Origin of the sequence: Kitasatospora viridis, assembly GCF_007829815.1 — a bacterium.
Lineage (GTDB): Bacteria > Actinomycetota > Actinomycetes > Streptomycetales > Streptomycetaceae > Kitasatospora > Kitasatospora viridis.
The window spans coordinates 1,846,097-1,867,020 of the sequence record NZ_VIWT01000001.1; the positions used below are offsets into that span (position 1 = coordinate 1,846,097).

The window sequence follows — 20,924 nt, forward strand, 5'->3', positions numbered from 1 at the left end:
GCCCCGCGGCAACCGCCGCGGGGCCCTCACGCGTTCGGGGGAGGTCAGGAGCGCTCGCGCACCTTCAGTTCGAACCAGACGGCCTTGCCGCGCGGCAGCAGGTCGGCCCCCCAGCGGTCGGCCAGGGTGTCGACGACGAGCAGGCCGCGGCCGTACTCGGTCAGGCCCGGTTCGGCGACGATCAGGCAGGGCAGGGCGCGGGAGGAGTCGCGCACCTCGACCCGGAGCCAGCCGGGGCGGCGGTGCAGCTTGAGGCCGAAGGTGCGCCCGCCGGTGTGCCGGACGGCGTTGGCGACCAGCTCGGCGGTGAGTAACTCGCCGATCTCCAGCAGCGGCTGCAGGCCCCAGGACTGCATGACGGAGAGCACCAGGCGGCGGGCCAGCGGCCCGGACTCGCCCCGGGCCGGCAGCCGCACCTCCTCGTCCCCGGCCGGGTCGCGCAGCCGGGGCAGCACGACCCGTTCCAGCTCCCACGCGGAGAGCCGCTCCAGGTCCGCCAACGCGGACCTGACCGGTCCTGAGGGGGCGTCAGCCGCCAGGCCGAGCCCGAGAGGTGATGACTGATCGACTTCGCCCCATCCCGCCATGCGCACCATCATCGCGGTTCGCACCCGCCCGCGTACTGACAATGACGAAACGATCACTATTCAACTGGCATATGACCCGACCGGATTGGGTCGCCCTACCAGGTGCTCCAGTCCATGTTCCAGCCGCTCAGGCCGTTGTCCGGGGCCACCTGGGCGCCCTTGGAGTTGACGACCTTCACCACATCTCCCACCAGCGAGGCGGCGTAGAACTTCGCCGCGGGGGTGTCCGTGCCGCCCTGGTCGCCCGGCGCGTCCTCCAGGCCGACGCAGCCGTGGCTGACGTTCGCCGTCCCGAAGGTGCCGTGCGAGGACCAGTTGTTGCCGTGCACGTAGGTGCCCGAGTCGGTCAGCCGCATCGAGTGCGGCACCTCCAGGTCGTACTCGCCCGGCTTGAGGCCCGGCACGGAGGCCGAGGTCATGTGGGCGGTGCCCTCCTTGGCCTCGATCACCATGGTGCCGTTGTAGGTCGGGTGCTCGTCCGAGCCGGAGCTGATCGGGATGGTCTGGTTCGGCTGGCCGTCGGTCTGCACGGTCATGGTGTGCGCGCCGGCGTCCACCGTGGAGATCTGCGAGCGGCCGATGGTGAAGGACTCGTCGCGGTCCGAGTTGCCGTAGACGCCCGGGGCGACCTCGACGCTCTTCAGCCGCACGTGCACGGTGACCTTGGTGCCCGGCTTCCAGAAGTTCTGCGGGCGGATGTCGAGCCGCTGGCTGCCCATCCAGTGGCCCTTGACCTGGGTGCCGTCCGAGGCGTCGAAGGTGATGCCGGACTGGACCGCCTGCTTGTTCTGGACCGACATGCCGAAGTCGAAGGAGACGATCATGCCGACGCCGTAGGTGGAGCCGGTGACCACGTTGTCCTGGCTGCGCGAGGTCTTGTTCGGGGTCAGCGTGGTGAAGGCGCTGGTGGCCGTGGTGGAGACGCCCTTGGCGTCGGTGGCCTGGGCCTTCACCTGGTAGGAGTCGGCGACCGAGAGGCCGCCGGCGGGCACCCAGCTGGTGCCGTCGGCGGAGATGCTGCCCTGGACGGTGGTGCCGTTCTTGTCGGTGACCGAGACCTGGGTCAGCTTGCCGTCGTTCACCCCGACCTTGAGCGCGTTCGGCGCGGCGCCCTGGGTGCCGTCCTTGGGCTCGATGTCCACCACCGCGGCCGAGGCGCTCGGCGAGGCCGCCGGGGCGCTGCTGCCGCCGCTGCCGCCCTGTGCCGGGGCGCTCTGGCCCCCGCCGCCGGCGGCCGGCTTGGCGTCCGCGCTGTGTCCCGTGCCGCCGCCGCAGGCCGTGGTGGCCAGCAGCAGCGTGCCACCGACCGCCAGCGCCGCGCCCACCCGTATCGAACGCATTCTCTGCTCTCCTTGTTCGTCCCCTACTGCCCACACGCCGCGGACCACCGCCCGGTTCCTGGTGGCCGGGCGATCGCCCGATTGTTACACCGGATTCTTGTCGCACGGACCCCGGTCGAACGCCGGATCCGGACGGCCGCCCGGAAAACGACCGCGGGGCCCGCACCAGAAGACGTCCGGTGCGGGCCCCGCGTTGCACTTCGGTGCTGAACTGTCAGCGGATCACCAGCTGGCCCACGGGATCGTCCAGCCGCTCCAGCCGTTGTCGCCGGAGACCGTCTTGCCCTTGGCGCCCTTGATGATCACCACGTCGCCGATCAGCGAGGAGTTGTAGAACTTCCCGGCCACCGAGTTGTTGTCGCCGCCCTTGGCGTCCTGCAGGCCGATGCACCCGTGGCTGGCGTTGGAGACGCCGAACGCGCTGCTCCAGTAGTTGCCGTGCACGTAGGTGCCCGAGTCGGTGAGGCGCATCGCGTGCGGGACGTCCGGCACGTCGTACTCGCCGCCCACCACGTTGGCCACGGTGGCGGAGTTCATCCGGGTGGTCGGGTCCTTCTCCTTGATCACCATGGTGCCGTTGTAGGACGGGTTCTGGTCGTTGCCGGCCGTGATCGGCAGGGTCTCGATCGTCTGGCCGTCCCGGACCACGGTCATCTTGTCGGTGGACGCGTCCGCGGTGGAGATCTGCGAGCGGCCGATGGTGAAGGACTCGTCCCGGTCCAGGCCGTAGACGCCCGAGGCGACCTCGGTGCTCTTCAGCTTGTAGTGGACCTTGACCGTGGTGCCCGACTTCCAGAAGGCCTGCGGCCGGAAGTCGACCCGGCGGTTGCCGAACCAGTGGCCCTTCAGCTGGCTGCCGTCCGAGGCCTCGAAGGTGATGCCCTTGAGGACGTCGGCCTTGTTGGTGATGTCCTTGGTGAAGTTCACCGAGACGATCATGCCGACGCCGTAGGTGGAGCCGGTGGTGATGTTGTCGTTGATCGCGACCGTCTTGCCCGGGGTCAGCGTGGTGAAGCTGCTGTTCAGCGCGGCCTGCTGGCCGCTGGCGTCCACCGCCTGGGCGGTCACCTGGTAGACCGTGCCGACCGAGAGCGGGCCGGACGGGCTCCAGCTGGAGCCGTCGGCGGCTATCGAGCCCTGCACCGCGGTGCCGTTCTTGTCGGCCACCGTGACCTGGGTCAGCTTGCCGTCGGCCACCGACACCTTGAGGGCGCCGTTGGGCGCGACATCGGTGGCGCCGTCCTTCGGGTCGACGCTCAGCTGCGCCGCCGAGACCTTCGGCGAGGCCGCCGAACCGGGCGTGCCCGGGGCGGAGGAACTCCCGCTACCGCCGCCGCTCGACCCGGAACCGCTCGCCTTGGTGTCGTCCGGCCCGCAGGCGGTGGCCAGCACCAGCACCCCGCCCGCCAGCAGCGCTGCGGTGGTCCGTCGCAGGACGGACCTGACCGTGCTGCTCCCTCTCGCGGCATCCGCCGCCTGAACCGGCTCCACTGGAGTGGCCCCTCCCATTGAAAAGTCCCTGACCGCGCGCCGCTCCGGGCGCGCGCGAGCGCAAGAATAACTGGGCCGGATGAGTGAATCTTCGGCGGGAGGCCCGTGTCCGCCAGGTGAAAGATCACCTGACGGAGAGGGCACTCCCGGCCACCCACTGGTCCCAGGTCAGGTTCCACCCGTTCAGCCCGTTCTGCGGCGGCACCTGACCCCCCTTCAGCTGCGAGACCACCTCGATCACGTCCCCGACCAGGGTGTGGTCGAAGAACCAGCCGGCCGGCGAGTCGGCGGATCCGCCCTTCTCGTCGGCCAGGCCGATGCAGCCGTGACTGGTGTTCGCGGTGCCGAAGACGCCACGGGGGCTCCAGTAGTTCCCGTGGACGAAGGTGCCGGAGGCGGTCAGCCGCATCGCGTGCGGCACGTCCTTGATGTCGTACTCGTCACCCATCCCGACGGTGGCCGAGTTCATCCTGGTCACCGGGTCCTTCTCGGAGACCACCAGCAGCCCGGTGTAGGTCGGGTGCTCCGGGTTGCCGGCCGAGATCGGCAGGGTGCGCAGCACCGTCGCGCCCTGGCGGACCGTCAGGGTGTGCGCGTCCAGGTCGGCCGTGTCGAGCTGGGCCCGGCCGATCCTGAAGGCCAGCGTGCGCGGCCGGCCGCCGGCCTGGCCCGGGAAGGCGAGGCGCACCGTCACCCGGGTACCGGGTGCCCAGTAGTGCTGCGGGCGCAAGTCCAGCCGCTGGTCGCCGAACCAGTGGCCGACCACCGGCACCGGCGGGTCGGCGGTCACCGTGACCGCCCGCTCCACCGCCGCCCGGTCGGCGACCGCCCGGCCGAAGCGCAGCGAGACCGGCATGCCGATCCCGACGGTGGCGCCGTCCGCGGGGGTCGTGACGGCGGTGACGGTGCGCGCCGGGGTCCCGGTGGCGCCGTCGGCCGGGCCGCTGCCGGTCGCGGCCGGGCTCGCGGCGGGGGCGTCGGGCGCCGCGACCTCCGCACTGGGCCGGGCGGGTGAACCGCCGCCGCAGGCCGCCAGCACCGGGAGCAGCAGGGCCAGCGCGGCCGGCACCGCCCGTCCCGTGCGCCCCCGCCGTCCCTCGGCGCGCATCCCGCCCTCCCGCGTGCTCGCCGGGACCGCCGGCGGCGGTCCCGGATCCGGTCCACCGTTCAACGATCGGATTCCCCAAGGGACACGAGGGAACGATTCCACTCGGCGGACACACGCCCGTAACAGACGCCGTGCCAGACGGCGTCGTGCCGCAGGGCAGCGGGCCCGGCTGGGAAGGGCACGGCTATGACGGCACCCCGAAGGCTGGAGCCCCCGGAGCTGGGACGCTCGGCACCCGCTCGGCACCCGCGCCCCGCCACGCCCTGGCCGGGCAGCTGGCAGCCGCTCGGCGCCCGCTACCGGCACGGCGCGGACGGCGGGCACGGCACCAACTTCGCGCTCTGGGCCCCCGGCGCCGAGGCGGTCGAGCTCTGCCTGTTCGACGAGGGCGGCGCCGAGAGCCGGCACCGGCTGACCGAGCAGACCTTCCAGACCTGGCACGGCTACCTGCCCGGGGTCGGCCCCGGCACCCGCTACGGCTACCGGGTTCACGGCCGCTGGGACCCGTGGACCGGCGCCCGGTGGAACCCGGCCAAGCTGCTGATCGACCCCTACGCCCGGGCCGTCGACGGCGGCTTCACCGGCGATCCGGCCTGCTGCGGCTCGGTGCGCGACTGGCCCGACCCGCAGACCGCCGACACCGTGCGGGACGACCGGGACTCCGCGCCGTACACCGCCCGCTCGGTGGTGGTGCACGACGATGACGACTGGTCACAGGACCGCCGCCCGAAGACCCCGTGGGCCGAGACCGTGCTCTACGAGCTGCACGTGCGCGGCTTCACCCGCCGCCACCCCGGGGTGCCGCCGGAACTGCGCGGCACCTACGCCGGGCTGGCCCACCCGGCGGCGATCGAGCACCTGGTCTCGCTCGGCGTCACCGCCGTCGAGCTGCTGCCGGTGCACCAGTTCGCCAGCGAGGACTTCCTGCGCGGCCGGGGGCTGAGCAACTACTGGGGCTACAACTCGATCGGCTGGTTCGCCCCGCACGGCGGCTACTCCTCCTCCGGCACCCGGGGCCAGCAGGTCGGCGAGTTCAAGCGGATGGTCCGGGCGCTGCACGCGGCCGGCATCGAGGTGATCCTCGACGTGGTCTACAACCACACCGCCGAGGGCGGCGAGCTCGGCCCGACCCTGTCGCTGCGCGGCATCGACAACGCCGGCTACTACCGGCTGGGCCGGGGCAACCGGGGCTACACCGACTACACCGGCTGCGGCAACACCCTGGACACCCGGCAGCCGCACACCGTCCGGCTGGTCACCGACTCGCTGCGGTACTGGGCCGCCGAGATGGGCGTGGACGGCTTCCGGTTCGACCTGGCCGCCGCGCTGGCCCGGGGCAGCGACGCGGTGGACATGCACCACCCGCTGCTGGCCGCGATCTCCCAGGACCCGCTGCTCAGCCGGGTCAAGCTGATCGCCGAGCCCTGGGACGTCGGGGCGGGCGGCTACCAGGTCGGCAACTTCCCGCCGCTGTGGGCCGAGTGGAACGACAAGTACCGCGACACCGTGCGGGACTTCTGGCGCGGGCAGGCCGACGGGGTGGGCGGGCTGGCCTACCGGCTCTCCGGCTCCTCCGACCTCTACCAGCTGGGCGGCCGGCGCCCCTACGCCTCGGTCAACTACGTCACCGCGCACGACGGCTTCACCCTGCGCGACCTGGTCTCCTACAACGGCAAGCACAACGAGGCCAACGGCGAGCAGAACCGGGACGGCACCGACGACAACCGGTCCTGGAACTGCGGCGCCGAGGGCGAGAGCGCGGACCCGGCGGTGCTGGAGCTGAGGGACCGCCAGCTGCGCAACCTGCTGGCCACGCTGCTGCTCTCCACCGGCGTGCCGATGCTCACCGCCGGCGACGAGTTCGGCCGCACCCAGGGCGGCAACAACAACGCCTACTGCCAGGACAACGAGATCGGCTGGGTGGACTGGTCGCTGCTGGAGCAGCCGCGCTGGCGGGCGCTGCGGGACTTCACCGCCGCGCTGGTCTCGCTGCGCCGGCGGCACCCGGTGCTGCGCCAGCGGGCCTTCTTCTCCGGCCTGGCCGCGCGGCCCGGCCAGCTGCCCGACCTCACCTGGTACACCGCCGACGGCACCGAGATGACCGGGGTCGACTGGTCCGGCCAGTCCACCGTGCTGGGGATGCGGCTGAACGGCGGGGCGATGTCGGAGCGCGACCGGCAGGGCCGCCCGCTGACCGACGACGGCTTCCTGCTGCTGCTCAACGCGGGCCCGACGGCGGTGGAGTTCGCCCTGCCGCCCGGCGGTCCGTACGAGTTGCTGCTGGACACCGGGGGCGCGAGCGGCGGACCGCTGGGCCCGCGCACGCTGCGACTGCTCCGGATGCCCCAGCCGGGCGCCCCCCTCGGGACCGAAAACCTGATGAGATCACCGGGGTCGGCGGCCTACCCTCCGAAGGATGGCCGAGAACGCTGAACCCACGTCGCAGCCGCCCGCCGAACGACCCACCAGGTCCACGGTGCGCTCGCTGCTCAGGCTCCGGACCTACGCGTACCCGATCCGCTGGTACCTGGCCGGGGCGGTGCTGGCCGCCCTGCTCGCCTCCGGCGCCGTGCTGGTCACCCCGCTGGTGCTCGGCCGGATCGTGGACGGCCCGATCGGCCACCACGACCGGGCCGCGCTCTGGCCGCTGATCGGACTGCTGCTGCTCCTCGGAGTGGCCGAGGCCGGCCTGTTCGGCCTGCGCCGGGTGCTGATCGCCCGTCCGCTGGCCAAGGTCGAGGCGGCCATGCGGCGCGACCTCTACGCCAAGCTGCAGCGCCTCCCGGTCGCCTTCCACGACCGCTGGGCCTCCGGGCAGCTGCTCTCCCGGGCCACCTCGGACATGTACACCCTGCGGCTCTTCCTGGCCTTCGCGCTGATCTTCCTGATCGTCAACTCGGTCACCTTCCTCACCGGCTCGGTGCTGATGCTGGCGCTGGACTGGCGGCTCGGACTGATCGCGCTGGCCCCCTCCATCCCGCTGATCCTGTTCTGCGCCTGGTTCGAGACCCGCTACTCCAAGGCCTCCAGGACCGCCCAGGACCAGAACGGCGACCTGGCCACCGTGCTGGAGGAGTCGGTGCTCGGCATCCGGATCCTCAAGTCCTTCGGCCGCCAGCGCACCATGGCCCGTCAGTTCCGCGAGCGGGCCCAGCTGCTGCGCGCCACCGAGCTGCGCAAGACCTGGATGCTGGCCGACCTGTGGTCGGTCATCGTCGGCCTGCCCGAACTGGCCCTGGGCAGCTCGCTGGCGGTCGGCGTGGTGCTGGTCGCGCACGACGAACTGAGCACCGGCAGCCTGGTCGCCTTCCTCTCCACCGCGCTCGCGCTGCGCTGGCCGGTCGAGTCGATGGGCTGGCTGCTGGCCTACAGCAACGAGGCCGGCACCGCCACCGACCGGTTCTTCGAGGTGCTGGACACCCCCGAGCCGGAACCCGTGCGCGGCACCGCCGGCGAACCCGACGGCAGCGGCATCCGGTTCACCGGCGTGCGGTTCCGCTACCCCGACGCGCCCGCCGACAGCCCCGACCTGCTGGGCGGGATCGACCTGCACGTGCGCAGGGGCGAGACCATGGCCCTGGTCGGCGCCACCGGCTGCGGCAAGACCACCCTCACCGCCCTGCTCCCCCGGCTCTACGAGGCCACCGCCGGCCGCATCACGCTGGACGGCCGGGACATCGCCGCCCTGCCGCCCGGCGAACTGCGCTCGCTGGTCGCGGTCGCCTTCGAGGACCCGACCCTGTTCTCCGCCACCGTCCGGGAGAACGTACTGATGGGCGCACCGGACGCCGCTGACGCGGCGTTGGAGAAGGCGCTCGCCACCGCCCAGGCCGGCTTCGTCGCCGACCTGCCGGACGGGGTGGACACCGAGGTCGGCGAACAGGGCCTGAGCCTGTCCGGCGGCCAGCGCCAACGGCTCGCGCTGGCCCGCGCGGTGGTCGGCAACCCGCCGTTCCTGGTCCTCGACGACCCGCTCTCCGCGCTGGACGTGCGCACCGAGGCGCTGGTCGAGGCCGCGCTGCGCGAGGTGCTCGCCGACTCCACCGCCCTGGTGGTGGCGCACCGGCCGAGCACCGTGCTGCTCGCCGACCGGGTCGCGCTGCTCTCCGACGGGCGGATCGCCGACGTCGGCACCCACGCCGAACTGCTCGAACGCTGTACCGAGTACCGGGCGCTGATGAGCGGCGCACTGGAAAGGAGTGTGGCCTGATGGCGCTGCTCGAAGCCCCCGCGGCGGTCGAGGAGGAGATACCCGTCCCGCCCGGCGCGCCCCGACGGCTGCTGCGCTCGCTGCTCGCGCCGCACAGGCGCCGGGTGGTGCTGGCCGCGGTGCTGATCCTCGTACAGCAGGCGGCGCTCCAGTCCGGCCCGCTGCTGGTCTCGGTCGCGATCGACCAGGGCATCCCGGCGCTGCGCCGGCACTCCTCGGGCCCGCTGGTCGCGGTCACCGCCGCCTACCTGGGCTGCGCGCTGCTCAGCACCCTGCTGCAACGGGCGTTCATCCGGCTCTCCGGACTGCTCAACCAGGACATCCTGCTGGAGCTGCGCACCCGGATCTTCCGGCACGCCCAGCGGCTCGGCATCGACTTCCACGAGCGCTACACCTCCGGCCGGGTCATCTCCCGGGCCACCAGCGACGTGGACGCGCTGCGCGAACTGCTCAACGAGGGCCTGCAGGAACTGCTCTCGGTCGCCATCTCGGTCTGCTACATCGCGGTGCTGCTGCTGGTGATGGACTGGCGGCTGGGGCTCCTGGCCCTCTCCTCGGTGCTGCCGATGGCGCTGCTGGTGCGGATGTTCCAGCGGCGCAGCGGCCGGGTCTACCGCAACGGCCGCACCGCGGTCGCCGGGGTGATCGTCCGGTTCACCGAGACCATGAACGGCATCCGCCCGGTCCAGGCCTTCCGCCGCGAGCCGGCCAACCTGGCCGCCTTCGAGGAGTCCAACCGGGAGTTCACCCGCTCCAACGCGGGCGGACTGCTGGAGATGGCCCGCTACGTCGGCTTCTCCCGGGGCACCGCCAACCTGTGGATCACCATGGTGGTGCTGGCCGGCGCCTACCTGGTCACCACGGGCAACATGGAGGTCGGCGTGCTCACCGGCTTCGTGCTCTACCTGCGCCGGCTCTACGACCCGATCGACCAGCTGGCGATGTTCCTGAACAGCTACCAGGCGGCGGCCGCGGCACTGGAGAAGATCTCGGGACTGCTGGCGCAGGAGGCCTCGGTCGCCCCGCCGCAGACGCCGGTCGCGCTGCCCGCCACCGACGCCAAGGGCCGCGAAGTCGCCTTCTCCCAGGTCTCCTTCGGCTACCGCAACGGCATCGAGATCCTGCCGCCCTTCGACCTGGTGCTGGCCCCCGGCTCCACCACCGCCGTGGTCGGCGCCACCGGCGCGGGCAAGTCCACCCTGGCCAAGCTGCTCGCCCGGTTCTACGACCCGTCAGCCGGCCGGATCGCCCTGGACGGCGTGGACCTGCGCGACCTGGACGGCGCCGAACTGCGGCGCGGCGTGGTGATGGTGACCCAGGAGTCCTTCCTCTTCTCCGGCACCGTCGCCGAGAACATCGCCATCGGCCGACCGGACGCCGACCGTGAGGAGATCGAGGCGGCCGCGAAGGCCATCGGCGCCCACTCCTTCATCACCGCCCTGCCGGACGGCTACGACACCGACGTCCGCAAGCGCGGCGGCCGCATCTCCGCCGGACAGCGGCAGCTGGTCGCGTTCGCGCGCGCCTTGCTGGCCGACCCGGCCGTCCTCATCCTCGACGAGGCGACCAGCTCCCTGGACATCCCCGGCGAGCAGGCCGTCCAACACGCCATGCACACCGTCCTCGCCGGACGCACCGCCGTGATCATCGCGCACCGCCTCTCCACCGTCGAGATCGCCGACCGCGTGCTGGTGATGGAGGCGGGCCGGGTGGTCGAGGACGGCACGCCCGCCGAACTCATCGCGGGCACGGGGCGGTTCGCGCAGCTGCACTCGGCCTGGCGGGAGAGCCTGGTGTGAGGGCCGACGCCAACCGGTCCAGCCCCGCCCGGGGGCTGCTGCCGACCCTGATGCTGATCGACCTCCTCGCCAGCCTCCAGATCTGGCTGGGCCACGCCCGCCACCACGGCCTCCTCGTCCCGGCCTTCCTGATCACCACCCTGCTGTGGACGGTCGCCATCCCCGTCCTCGCCCGCCGCTCCCTCCCCCGCCCCCAACTGCGCCGGGCCGCCGCCCTGCTGTCCGCCACCCTGGCAGCGGGCGCCGTCCTCTTCGCCCTCTCCCCGGACACCATCGTCTCCGCCGACGCCATCCTGGTCGGCGGCTCCGCCGCCTACGCGGCCGTCCTCGTGTACGCCCTGCGCCCGAAGCCGGGCCCGACTGACTGACTGACCGACGCGGCGATCGCCAAACAGGGGTCGGGTACCCGCCGATCGGCGGGTACCCGACCCTTCGTCAATCCGCCATCGGTCGGCAATGGTTGGGCAAAGTCCACGTAAGATCAAATCCAGCTCAGAGTTCTCATACAACCCATGCATTCGGCAGCGGGCTGCGATAGCTTCCTCTTGTCGCCGCAGAATTCGCCGCAATTCCCGAACAACTCCCAGTTCCTGGAGCGTTCGAGGAACCCGCGCGAGACGCGGCGCGTACGGCCATTTGCCATACAGGGGAGGATTGCATGATGGTTCGTCACCGGAAGCCCGCCGGTTCCGCTTTTGCCGCTGTGCTCGGAGGCGCGCTGCTGCTGGGCACGGTGCCCGCGCACGCGGATGCGGGTCAGTCGCCGGCCGAGCAGGCGATCAGCGTGGTCGAGAAGGCCACCGGCACCGCGGACCTCGTTCCGGGGGCGGCGCGGGCCACGGCGCCGAGCACGGCCGCGGGCCAGGTCGTCGCCGCAGCGGGCACCAGCGACCAGGTCGGCTTCACGCTCCCGGCCACCGAGGCCGTCAGCGGCGTGGCGGGCGGGCAGGGGACCGTCAGCTACCCGAACGCGGCGGCCGACGGCGCCGACCTGGCCGTCCAGTCGACCGAGAACGGCATCCGCGCCCTGGTCACGATCAAGGACGCGCACGCGCCCAAGGAGTACCGGTTCCCGCTCGCACTGCCGCAGGGCGCCACGGCGGAGCCCCAGGCCGACGGGAGCATAGCCGTCGTCATGAACGGCGACCGCCTCGGCGCGTTCGCCGCCCCGTGGGCCAAGGACGCGGCCGGCAAGCCGATCCCGACCAGCTACCGGATCGACGGTGACACCCTCGTCCAGACCGTCGCCTTCGACGGCGGCACCAGCTTCCCCGTCGTCGCCGACCCCCACTACACCTGGGGCATCATCACCGGCACCGTCTACTTCAACAAGACCGAGACGCGGGACCTCGCGTACGGAGGCGGCGCGGCCATCGCGATCCTCGGCGCGATCACGAAGGTGATGCCCGTGACCGTCTCCGGGATCGCAGTGACCGCCACCGCGAACATCGCGATCAATCACGGGCAGTGCATCAAGATCAAGAGCACTGGCGACGTGGGCTTCTACAGTGGCAACGAAGGCAACGGCTACTGCAAGTAGTAATCCGCAGGGACGGGAAATTCCCCGAGCGGCCGTGCCGCCACGGTGGCATCCGCGAAGCTTTCGAGAGTGAGGCAATCCATGACGGTTCTGCTGATCGCGATCGGGGTACTCAACGCCGCCGCTGTTCTGGCGGCAGCCGTGAGCGCCGCGGGCAAGGGGCGCCCGGTCTCCTACCGGGCGGCGGCCACCGGAGCCGCGGTTCTGTTCTTCGCACTTCCGTACATCGTCGAGCACGCGTCCGGCGCCTCGATCGATGACGGCAGCTCGGCCGGCCTCTACGCGTGGGTCGCGCTGATCAGCGTCCCGGTGCTGGCGCTGGTCTACCTCGTCGTGCGGCGGCTGCAGCGCGACTGAGCGCACGACCAACCGTGGTACGTGAGTTGCTGATGCGCCAGATGCGACAGATGCGCGGAACGGATGCGGCGCGCTGCCACGACGGCGTTCCTCCTGGCGCGCGAACCATACTCACGACCCATGCGTCTGGGCTATCGTCACGGCCACGGACGCACGGGGGTGCAGGATGGCGATCGAGTTACCCGGCCCAGTGGTCTCGATGCTCCAATTCATCGGGGTCAACTGGCCGAACGTGAACGAGGACAAGGTCCGCGAGCTCGCCACGCACGTGCGCGAGTTCGCGGACAACGTGGACGGCACCCACAAGAAGGCCACCACCACGGTCAACAACATGGCCGACCACTACCAGGGCGGCTCCTACGACGCGCTGGTGGACAGCTGGGCGCACCTGTCGTCCAGTCACATGACCGACCTGGTCAACACCTGCCACACGGTGGCCACCGCGCTGGACGCCGCCGCCGACACCATCGTCGCCATGAAGTGGCAGGCGATCGGCGAACTGGGCGGCCTGGCAGTCACGTTCGCGGCCGACCAGGCCGCCTCGGTGGCCACCCTCGGCCTGGCCGAGGTCGGCATGGCGGCGATCGTGGACGGCGCCGAACACATCACCGACTACCTGGAACAGCAGCTTGAGCAGTACATCATCGGGCAGGTGATCGAGGCCGCGATCGGCCCGCTGGTCGCGGTGGTGGAGAAGGCCGTCGGCGGCCTGGCCTTCGAAGAGGTAGCCGGGATCCTCGGCGTGAACGGCACCGCCGGGCCCGGCGACTCGTTCCTGATCGACCCCAAGGCCCTGGAGGACCACGCGACGACGATGGCCGGCCATGCCCAGGAAGTCTCCGACCACGCCAAGGCGCTGGGCGGCAAAGTCGCGGGAGTGGACTTCACATGAGCAACCGGATCGTCCAAGCGCTCGAAGACGCGGCGAAGAAGATCGGCAAGTCGCTGGCCCAGGACGCCGGCAAGGCGGTGCACGACTTCTACCACTCGGCCAGCGGCAAGTTGAAGACCGTCGCCAAGAACACCGCCGAGGCCGACGCCAAGCACAAGGGCGCGCTCGACGACATCCTCAACGGCGCGGAGAAGGACGCCGGCAAGGACCTGCCGCACGACCCCAAGCTCCCCGGCGGTGAGCACCCCGGCGAGCCCGGCCCCGGCCGCGTCCAGGTCCAGAACCCCGACGAAGCCGCCCGCGCCGACGACGCCATCTGCCCCGGCGGCGAACCCGTCGACATGGCCACCGGACGCATGTTCATCGACCAGGTCGACACCACCCTGCCCGGCTCCCTGCCCCTGCTCTTCACCCGCAACCACGAATCCGGCTACCGCGCCGGCCGCTGGATGGGCCCCCGCTGGGTCTGCACCTTCGACGAACGCCTCGAAATCGACACCGAAGGCCTCGTCCACATCCGCGCCGACCGCCGCACCCAGGCCTACCCCCACCCCGACCCCGGCGAGACCGTCGAAGCCACCACCGGCGAACGCCGCCACCTGCGCCTGGCCAAGGGCGGCTACCACCTGCACGACCGAACCACCGGCCTCACCCGCGAGTTCACCACCGCCCCCGGCGGCACCGAAGCCCTCCTCACCAAGGTCCGCAACCGCCAAGGCCACCACTACACCCTCGCCTACGACGAGCACGGCACCCCGCAGTCCATCACCCACTCCGGCGGCTACCACCTCCTCGTCACCACCGACAGCGGCCGCATCACCGCCCTGCGCCTCGCAGGCGCCACCGACACCGGCGGCGACGCACTGATCACGCGCTACGGCTACACCGACGGACACCTCACCAGCGTCTACAACTCCAGCGGCAAGCCCATGCGCTTCGCCAACGACCCCACCGGCCGCATCCTCTCCTGGACCGACCGCACCAACTCCCAATACCTCTACCAGTACGACGAGTTCAACCGCGTCACCGACGAAGGCGGCGCCGACGGCTCACTGCGCTTCCACTTCACCTACGGCGAACCCGACCCCACCACCGGCCTCAAGGTCCACACCGAGACCAACGCCCTGGGCCACACCACCAGTTACCACATCAACGAACGCTGCCAGGTGGTCACCCAGACCGACCCCCTCGGCAACACCACCCACTACGAACGCGACGAGTACCACCGCCTCCTCACCGAAACCGACCCCCTCGGCCGCACCACCCGCTACGAATACGACGGCGCCGGCGACCTCGTCACCGTCACCCGCCCCGACGGTGAACGGACCGAACTGTCCTACGCCGCGTTCGGCGGCCTGCCAACGACGATCACCGAGCCGAGCGGCGCCGTCTGGCGGCAGTCCTACGACGAGGCCGGGCTGTGCACCGCGGTCACCGACCCGGTCGGCGCCACCACGGTCTACGGCTACGACGACCGGGGGCACGTCACCTCGGCGGCCGACGCCCTGGGGAACGTGACGCTGATCCGCTGCGACGACGCGGGCCTGCCGGTGGAGGTCACCGATCCCACCGGTGCCACCACCCGGGTCCAACGGGACGCCCTCGGCCGGATCGCCGTCGCCACCGACCCGCTCGGCGGCACCACCCGGTTCAGCTGGACCACCGAAGGACGTCCCGCCTCCCGCACGGCCGCCGACGGCAGCAGCGAGCACTGGACGTACGACGGCGAGGGCAACCTGCTGACCCATACCGACCAGCTCGGGCAGGTCAGCACCTTCGAGTACACCCACTTCGAGTCGTTGGCCGCCCGCACCGGCCCCGACGGCGCCCGTCTGTCGTTCGCCTACGACGCCCACATGCAGCTCGTCACGGTCACCAACGCGCTGGGGCAGAACTGGAGTTACGAGTACGACGCGGCAGGACGGCTGATCGGCGAGACCGACTTCCAGCAGCGCCGTGTCTCCTACCTGCTGGATCCGGCGGGCCGGGTCTCGGTGCTCACCAACCCGCTCGGGCAGCAGGTCCGGTTCGGCTACGACGCCCTGGGGCTACCGGTGGAGAAGGACGCCGACGGCCGGGTGACGACCTATCAGTATGACCTCGCCGGACGGCTGGTGCGAGCCACCAACCCCGATGCCGACCTGGTCCGCACGCTCGATCCCCTCGGCCGGGTGCTGACCGAGACCGTGAACGGACGGACCCTCGGCTACGCCCGGGACGTCCTCGGTCGGGTGACCACCCGGACCACGCCCAGCGGCCACCGCACCGGTTGGGACTACGACACGGCCGGCCGGCCGAGCGTGGTCAGCACCGACGGCGGCCGGCTCGACTTCGCCTACGACCCCGCCGGACGCGAACGGCTGCGCACCGCCGGCGACCGGTTGGCGATCGGCAGCACCTGGGACGAGTTGCACCGCCTGACCGGTCTGGCCGTCCGCACCGACTCCGCGGCCCTGCAGGAACGCCACTACAGCTACCGGGCCGACGGCAGCCTCAGCGGCGTCGACGAACTGGTCGGCGGCCACCGGGCGTTCGACCTCGATCCGGCCGGCCGGGTCGTCAAGGTCCGGGCCGAGCGCTGGACCGAGACCTACGCCTACGACCCCGCGGGCAACCTCACCCACGCCGAGTGGCCGGCCAAGGGCGCGGCCGAGGCCTCGCTCGGCGCCCGCGAGTACGACGGCAGCCGCCTGACGGCGGCCGGACGGGTGCGCTACGAGCACGACCCGGCCGGCCGCACCACACTGCGCCAGAAGACCCGCCTCTCCGCCAAGCCCGACACCTGGCGCTACCACTGGGACGCCGAGGACCACCTCACCGAGGTCACCACTCCCGACGGAACCCGGTGGCGCTACCTCTACGACCCGCTCGGCCGCCGCATCGCCAAGCTGCGGCTGGCCGGCGCCGGCGGCGCCGTCGAGGAGCGGACCGACTTCAGCTGGGACGGCCCGGTCCTGGCCGAGCAGACCACCCGCGCCCCCTACCTCCCCGGTCCGCACACCCTCAGCTGGGACCACAACGGCCTGCAGCCCCTGGCCCAGACCGAGACCATCACCACGCCGCGCGGCGCGAGTGCGGCGGACGACCAGGAGCAGGTCGACCGGCGCTTCTTCGCCATCGTCACCGACCTGGTGGGGACACCCACCGAACTGGTCGACGTGTCCAGCGGCGCCATCGCCTGGCGGGCCACCGGCACCCTCTGGGGCCGCACCACCTGGCCCGCCGACAGCACCACCTACACGCCGCTGCGTTTCCCCGGCCAGTACTTCGACCCCGAGACCCGGCTGCACTACAACCTCTACCGCTTCTACGACCCCGAGACCGCCCGGTACACGAGCCCGGACCCGCTCGGGCTCGTCCCGGGTCCCAACCCCGACGCCTACGTCCGCAATCCGCACAGCGCGAGCGACCCGCTCGGGCTCTCGACCCACCAGAGCGGCACCCCGTACGAACTGCCGCTGGACGACAAGGGCATGCCGACCGGCGGCCACACCTGGGGGACGGAGCGTCCGCCGCTGACCGGAGCGAAACCGAACTCCGTGCACACCCGCACCGGCAGCAACGGCGTACCGGTCCAGAACACGATCTATGATCAGAACGGCACCGCTGTCGGGCACTTCGACTTCAAGAAGCACCCCGGCACCAACGGACCGCACGGCCACGTCTTCGACACGCCCGGGGTCATCGCGGGCCACGGGCCGGGAGCACCGCACATCGACGAACCGCTGCTGCCACGCGGCTGGAACCTGAAGCCGTAGGAGCGAAGGGACCACCGCCATGACCGGAACCACCCTCTCCGCCGACGACCAGGGCGAGTTCCTGGACCGGTTCTCGCACTTCGAGGACGGCGTGATCACCGGGATCCGCCTCCAGCTCCCCCGGACCGGCGGCAGCGGGTGGACCGCGGAGTTCGACGTCCAGGCGGTGGACGGGGCCGACGGCGACGAGTGGCGGCTGGTCCGGATCACCCTGTCCGGGCTCTACGAGTACGAGTTCCCGCTCAGCCGGCAGTACTCGTACTTCGTGCTCTCCGACGGGCTGAACCTGGACTGCACGGCCGAACGCTGCCTCCTCGACCTCGACCCGGGCCCGGATCCCTGGACGCCCGCCCAGGTGGGTCAGCCGGGCGAGTACTCGAAGCAGTACGCCATCGGGACCTCGTGCACGTACGAGGTGCTGGACGGACCGTTCATCTGAGCCTCGACTCCGGACCTGTCGCCCCGTCAGCCACATAAAGGTGCGCAGGAAGTCGACCCACCCGACTTCCTGCGCACCAGCTCAAGGAGGGCGCCGCTACCGCAGCACCCCCGCGTCCATCCCCGCCGACTCCGGTGGCAGTGCGACCAAGCCCAGCTCCGCCGGCGAGGCCAGCAGCGGGTGGGTCGGGAGCACCCGCACGGTGTAGCCGAACGGGCCGGTGCGGCTCAGCTGCAGGGTGCCCTCGTAGCGGTGGCAGCCGGCCAGGTCGGGGCCGCCGACCGGCTTGAGGGTCTGGAGTTCGGCCTCGCGGATCCGGTCGCGCTCGTCCACCGTGCCGGAGACCACCTGGACCTCGACGTCCTCCGGCGCGAGCGTGCCCAGGGTGACCTGGACCCGCAGGGCCAGCGAGGTGCCCAGTTCGGCGGCCTCGGCGACGGCGGCCTCCACATGGCCGACCGCGACCCCGCTCCAGGCCTGCCGGACCCGGGCCTTCCAGTGGGCCAGCTCGCGGGCGCCGGGGGCGTCGAGGCGGCGGTGGGCCCGGGCGGCGGGGGCGTAGAGCTGCTCCACGTACTCGCGGACCATCCGCCCGGCCAGCACCTTGGGGCCCAGGGTGGCCAGCGTGTGCCGGACCATGGCGATCCAGCGGTGCGGCAGCCCGCCGGGCCCGCGCTCGTAGTAGCGGGCCGCCACCTGGTGCTCGATCAGGTCGTAGAGCGCGGCGGCCTCGATGTCGTCGCGCTGGTCCTCGTCGAAGCCGGGGCCGTCGGCGGTGGGGATCGCCCAGCCGTTGCGCCCGTCGTACCACTCGTCCCACCAGCCGTCGAGCACCGAGAGGTTGAGGCAGCCGTTGAGCGCCGCCTTCATGCCCGAGGTGCCGCAGGCCTCCAGCGGGCGCAGCGGGTTGTTCAGCCAGACGTCGCACCCGGGGTAGAGGTGCTTGGCCATCGCCATGTCGTAGTCGGGCAGGAAGACGATCCGGTGACGCACCGCCGGGTCGTCGGCGAACGCGACCAGCTGCTGGATCAGCCGCTTGCCGCCGTCGTCCGCCGGGTGCGCCTTGCCGGCGACCACGATCTGCACCGGCCGGGTCGGGTTCAGCAGCAGCGTCCGCAGCCGCTCCTGGTCGCGCAGCATCAGGGTGAGCCGCTTGTAGGAGGGCACCCGGCGGGCGAAGCCGATGGTGAGCACCTCCGGGTCGAGCGCCGCGGCGGTCCAGCCCAGTTCGGCGTCGCCGGCGCCGCGGTCCCGCCAGGCGGCGCGCAGCCGCCGCCGGGCCTCCTCGACCAGCTGGGTGCGCAGTTGCCCGCGGACCTCCCAGATCTCCTCGTCGCTGATCTGCTCGACGCCGTGCCAGCGCTCCGCGCCGCCGACCGTCATCGCCGTCTCGGCCTGCTCGGCGCCGATCCGGGCCGCGCCCAGGCGGACCACCGCGGGGTCGATCCAGGTCGGCGCGTGCACGCCGTTGGTGATCGAGGCGATCGGCACCTCGCCGGTGTCGAAGCCGGGCCAGAGCGCGCCGAACATGGTGCGGCTGACCTCGCCGTGCAGGGTGGAGACGCCGTTCGCCCGCTGGGCCAGCCGCAGGCCCATCGCGGCCATGTTGAAGAGCTTGGGGTCGCCGCCCGGCCAGTCCTCCACGCCGAGCGCGAGCACCCGGTCGACCGGCACCCCGCGCAGCGCCGCGTCCCCGCTGAAGTGCCGGGCCACCAGCTCGGCCTCGAACCGGTCGATGCCGGCCGGCACCGGGGTGTGGGTGGTGAACAGGGTGCCGGCCCGGACCGCCTCCAGCGCGGCGCCGAAGTCGTGACCCGCCTCGGCGGCGTCCCCGGCCACCAGCTCGCGGATCCGCTCGATGCCGAGGAAGCCGGCGTGCCCCTCGTTGGTGTGGAAGACCTCGGGGGCCGGGTGGCCGGTGAGCCGGCAGAAGGTCCGCACCGCGCGCACCCCGCCGATGCCGAGCAGCATCTCCTGGAGCAGCCGGTGCTCGCTGCCGCCGCCGTACAGGCGGTCGGTGACGTCCCGTTCGGTGGCGGCGTTGGCCTCCACGTCGGAGTCGAGCAGCAGCAGCGGGACCCGGCCGACCTGGGCCTTCCAGATCCGCGCGGTCAGCGTCCGGCCGGCGGGCAGGGCCAGCTCCACCTTGCCGGGCGTGCCGTCCGGCTCGCGCAGCAGGGTGACGGCCAGCTCGTCCGGGTCGAGCAGCGGGTAGCGCTCCTGCTGCCAGCCGTCCCGGCTGAGCGACTGGCGGAAGTAGCCGTGCCGGTAGAAGAGGCCGACGCCGATCAGCGGCACGCCCAGGTCGCTGGCGGCCTTGAGGTGGTCGCCGGCCAGGATGCCGAGGCCGCCGGAGTACTGGGGCAGCGCGGCGGCGATGCCGTACTCGGGCGAGAAGTAGGCGATCGCGGCGGGCAGCTCGGCGGCGGCCGGGGCGGACTGGTACCAGCGCGGCGCGCCCAGGTAGTCGGCCAGGTCGTCGGTCAGGTCGCCCAGCCGGCGCAGGAACCGCCGGTCGGCGGCGAGCGCGGCCAGCCGCGGTGCCGGCACCTCGCCGAGCAGCCGGACCGGGTCCTCGCCGACGGCCTCCCAGACCCCCGGGTCGACCGAGCGGAACAGCTCCCGGGTCTCCGGGTGCCAGGACCAGCGCAGGTTGAGCGCGAGCTCGTGCAGCGGCTGGAGTTGCTCGGGCAGGACGGTGCGGACGGTGAATCTGCGGATGGCCTTCACACTTCGAAGCCTAGACCGCCACAGGTCGCTGATGGGGCGTCAACTCTCGTAGCACAGCTCCATTCGGGCGTATCGAGAGATCACTTCCGGCGCAGTCGGGGCCTTGGGGGGCGCAGGGGGCGCACTTAGTTCGAACAGCGCACGCCGAGCGCGCAGAGTCCCCGCCGAGGGGGCGGAACTGAGGGGTCGTCTGCTCCCCCGCACCACCCACGCTGGCCTTCGACCGAGTGGTAAGAGCTACGAACAGTGCGAGGATGGGCACAGGCCGCAATCGCACGGGGCGACCTGGGTGGCGTTTCCCGCGCGTCTTCGGCCGGTCCTTCTGCAGTCCGAATCCTCCCCCCGACCCTCCGTTAGTCCACTCGGCCCACCGGGCGTCCTCCGTGGTGGGTCAACGCGTGTCCTCGTCCCCGTTCCGGTCGTTCCCGGGATGGATCGGAATCGCCCCCGGGCGTGCCGCGAGGCCGCGCGCCGGGACGTGCGCCGTCTCGCCGTTCCGGGCCACGTGGGCGCCGGTCCGGCATGGCCGGACCCGGCGGTACGGGCAGGCTCCGGTCGCTCGTCAGTTCCCCCCACCCAGTAGTCCTCCGGCACTCCCCGGCCCAGCCGCCCCCGGGACTGCCGCCGATCGCGGGCAGGAGTTCGGCATGCACGGCGACACACGGAGTCAGTC

Annotated in this window: 14 protein-coding genes; 9 read left to right on the forward strand and 5 right to left on the reverse strand. The window is 72.0% G+C overall.

What is annotated here, in order from left to right:
* Window positions 1-44: 44 nt before the first annotated feature.
* The 4 genes from FHX73_RS08180 to FHX73_RS08195 form a co-directional block, all read right to left on the reverse strand.
* Entirely contained in the window at window positions 45-500 is a 456-nt protein-coding gene (locus FHX73_RS08180) for an ATP-binding protein (RefSeq protein WP_342795287.1), read from the reverse strand.
* A 182-nt stretch (window positions 501-682) separates the two neighbouring features.
* Window positions 683-1,927: a L,D-transpeptidase gene (locus FHX73_RS08185; RefSeq protein WP_145904352.1), complete on the reverse strand. Its 1,245-nt coding sequence runs from the start codon at window positions 1,925-1,927 to the stop codon at window positions 683-685.
* Between the two features lie 222 nt (window positions 1,928-2,149).
* A complete protein-coding gene (locus FHX73_RS08190) occupies window positions 2,150-3,418 on the reverse strand; it encodes a L,D-transpeptidase (protein WP_246213418.1) in 1,269 nt (422 codons plus the stop codon).
* 124 nt (window positions 3,419-3,542) lie between these two features.
* Window positions 3,543-4,526, reverse strand: coding sequence for a L,D-transpeptidase (locus FHX73_RS08195; protein WP_145904354.1), 984 nt, complete (start codon window positions 4,524-4,526; stop codon window positions 3,543-3,545).
* Between the two features lie 186 nt (window positions 4,527-4,712).
* Between FHX73_RS08195 and glgX the strand changes: the two genes are divergently transcribed.
* From glgX to FHX73_RS08240, 9 genes are all read left to right on the forward strand, one after another.
* Entirely contained in the window at window positions 4,713-6,959 is a 2,247-nt protein-coding gene (gene glgX / locus FHX73_RS08200; protein WP_145904355.1) for a glycogen debranching protein GlgX, read from the forward strand.
* On the forward strand, window positions 6,943-8,736 hold the full coding sequence (locus FHX73_RS08205; protein ID WP_145904356.1) for an ABC transporter ATP-binding protein: 1,794 nt from the start codon (window positions 6,943-6,945) through the stop codon (window positions 8,734-8,736). Before glgX ends, FHX73_RS08205 begins: the two co-directional genes overlap by 17 nt.
* Window positions 8,736-10,535, forward strand: coding sequence for an ABC transporter ATP-binding protein (locus FHX73_RS08210; protein ID WP_145904357.1), 1,800 nt, complete (start codon window positions 8,736-8,738; stop codon window positions 10,533-10,535). The genes FHX73_RS08205 and FHX73_RS08210 overlap by 1 nt, the downstream gene beginning before the upstream one ends.
* Window positions 10,532-10,903: a hypothetical protein gene (locus FHX73_RS08215; RefSeq protein WP_145904358.1), complete on the forward strand. Its 372-nt coding sequence runs from the start codon at window positions 10,532-10,534 to the stop codon at window positions 10,901-10,903. The genes FHX73_RS08210 and FHX73_RS08215 overlap by 4 nt, the downstream gene beginning before the upstream one ends.
* Before the next feature lie 290 nt (window positions 10,904-11,193).
* Entirely contained in the window at window positions 11,194-12,075 is an 882-nt protein-coding gene (locus FHX73_RS08220) for a hypothetical protein (RefSeq protein ID WP_145904359.1), read from the forward strand.
* 81 nt (window positions 12,076-12,156) lie between these two features.
* Window positions 12,157-12,432 (forward strand): hypothetical protein, encoded by a 276-nt coding sequence (locus tag FHX73_RS08225; protein WP_145904360.1) that lies wholly within the window; start codon window positions 12,157-12,159, stop codon window positions 12,430-12,432.
* 199 nt (window positions 12,433-12,631) lie between these two features.
* The gene (locus tag FHX73_RS08230; protein ID WP_246213419.1) at window positions 12,632-13,324 is read left to right on the forward strand and encodes a WXG100 family type VII secretion target; all 693 of its coding nucleotides are present in this window, start codon (window positions 12,632-12,634) and stop codon (window positions 13,322-13,324) included.
* Window positions 13,321-17,082 (forward strand): DUF6531 domain-containing protein, encoded by a 3,762-nt coding sequence (locus FHX73_RS08235; protein WP_145904362.1) that lies wholly within the window; start codon window positions 13,321-13,323, stop codon window positions 17,080-17,082. The genes FHX73_RS08230 and FHX73_RS08235 overlap by 4 nt, the downstream gene beginning before the upstream one ends.
* A 19-nt stretch (window positions 17,083-17,101) precedes the next feature.
* A complete protein-coding gene (locus tag FHX73_RS08240; protein WP_145904363.1) occupies window positions 17,102-17,521 on the forward strand; it encodes a hypothetical protein in 420 nt (139 codons plus the stop codon).
* 96 nt (window positions 17,522-17,617) lie between these two features.
* On the opposite strand, the gene glgP is transcribed toward FHX73_RS08240, so the two are convergent.
* Window positions 17,618-20,251: an alpha-glucan family phosphorylase gene (gene glgP, locus FHX73_RS08245; RefSeq protein ID WP_145904364.1), complete on the reverse strand. Its 2,634-nt coding sequence runs from the start codon at window positions 20,249-20,251 to the stop codon at window positions 17,618-17,620.
* Window positions 20,252-20,924: the final 673 nt, after the last annotated feature.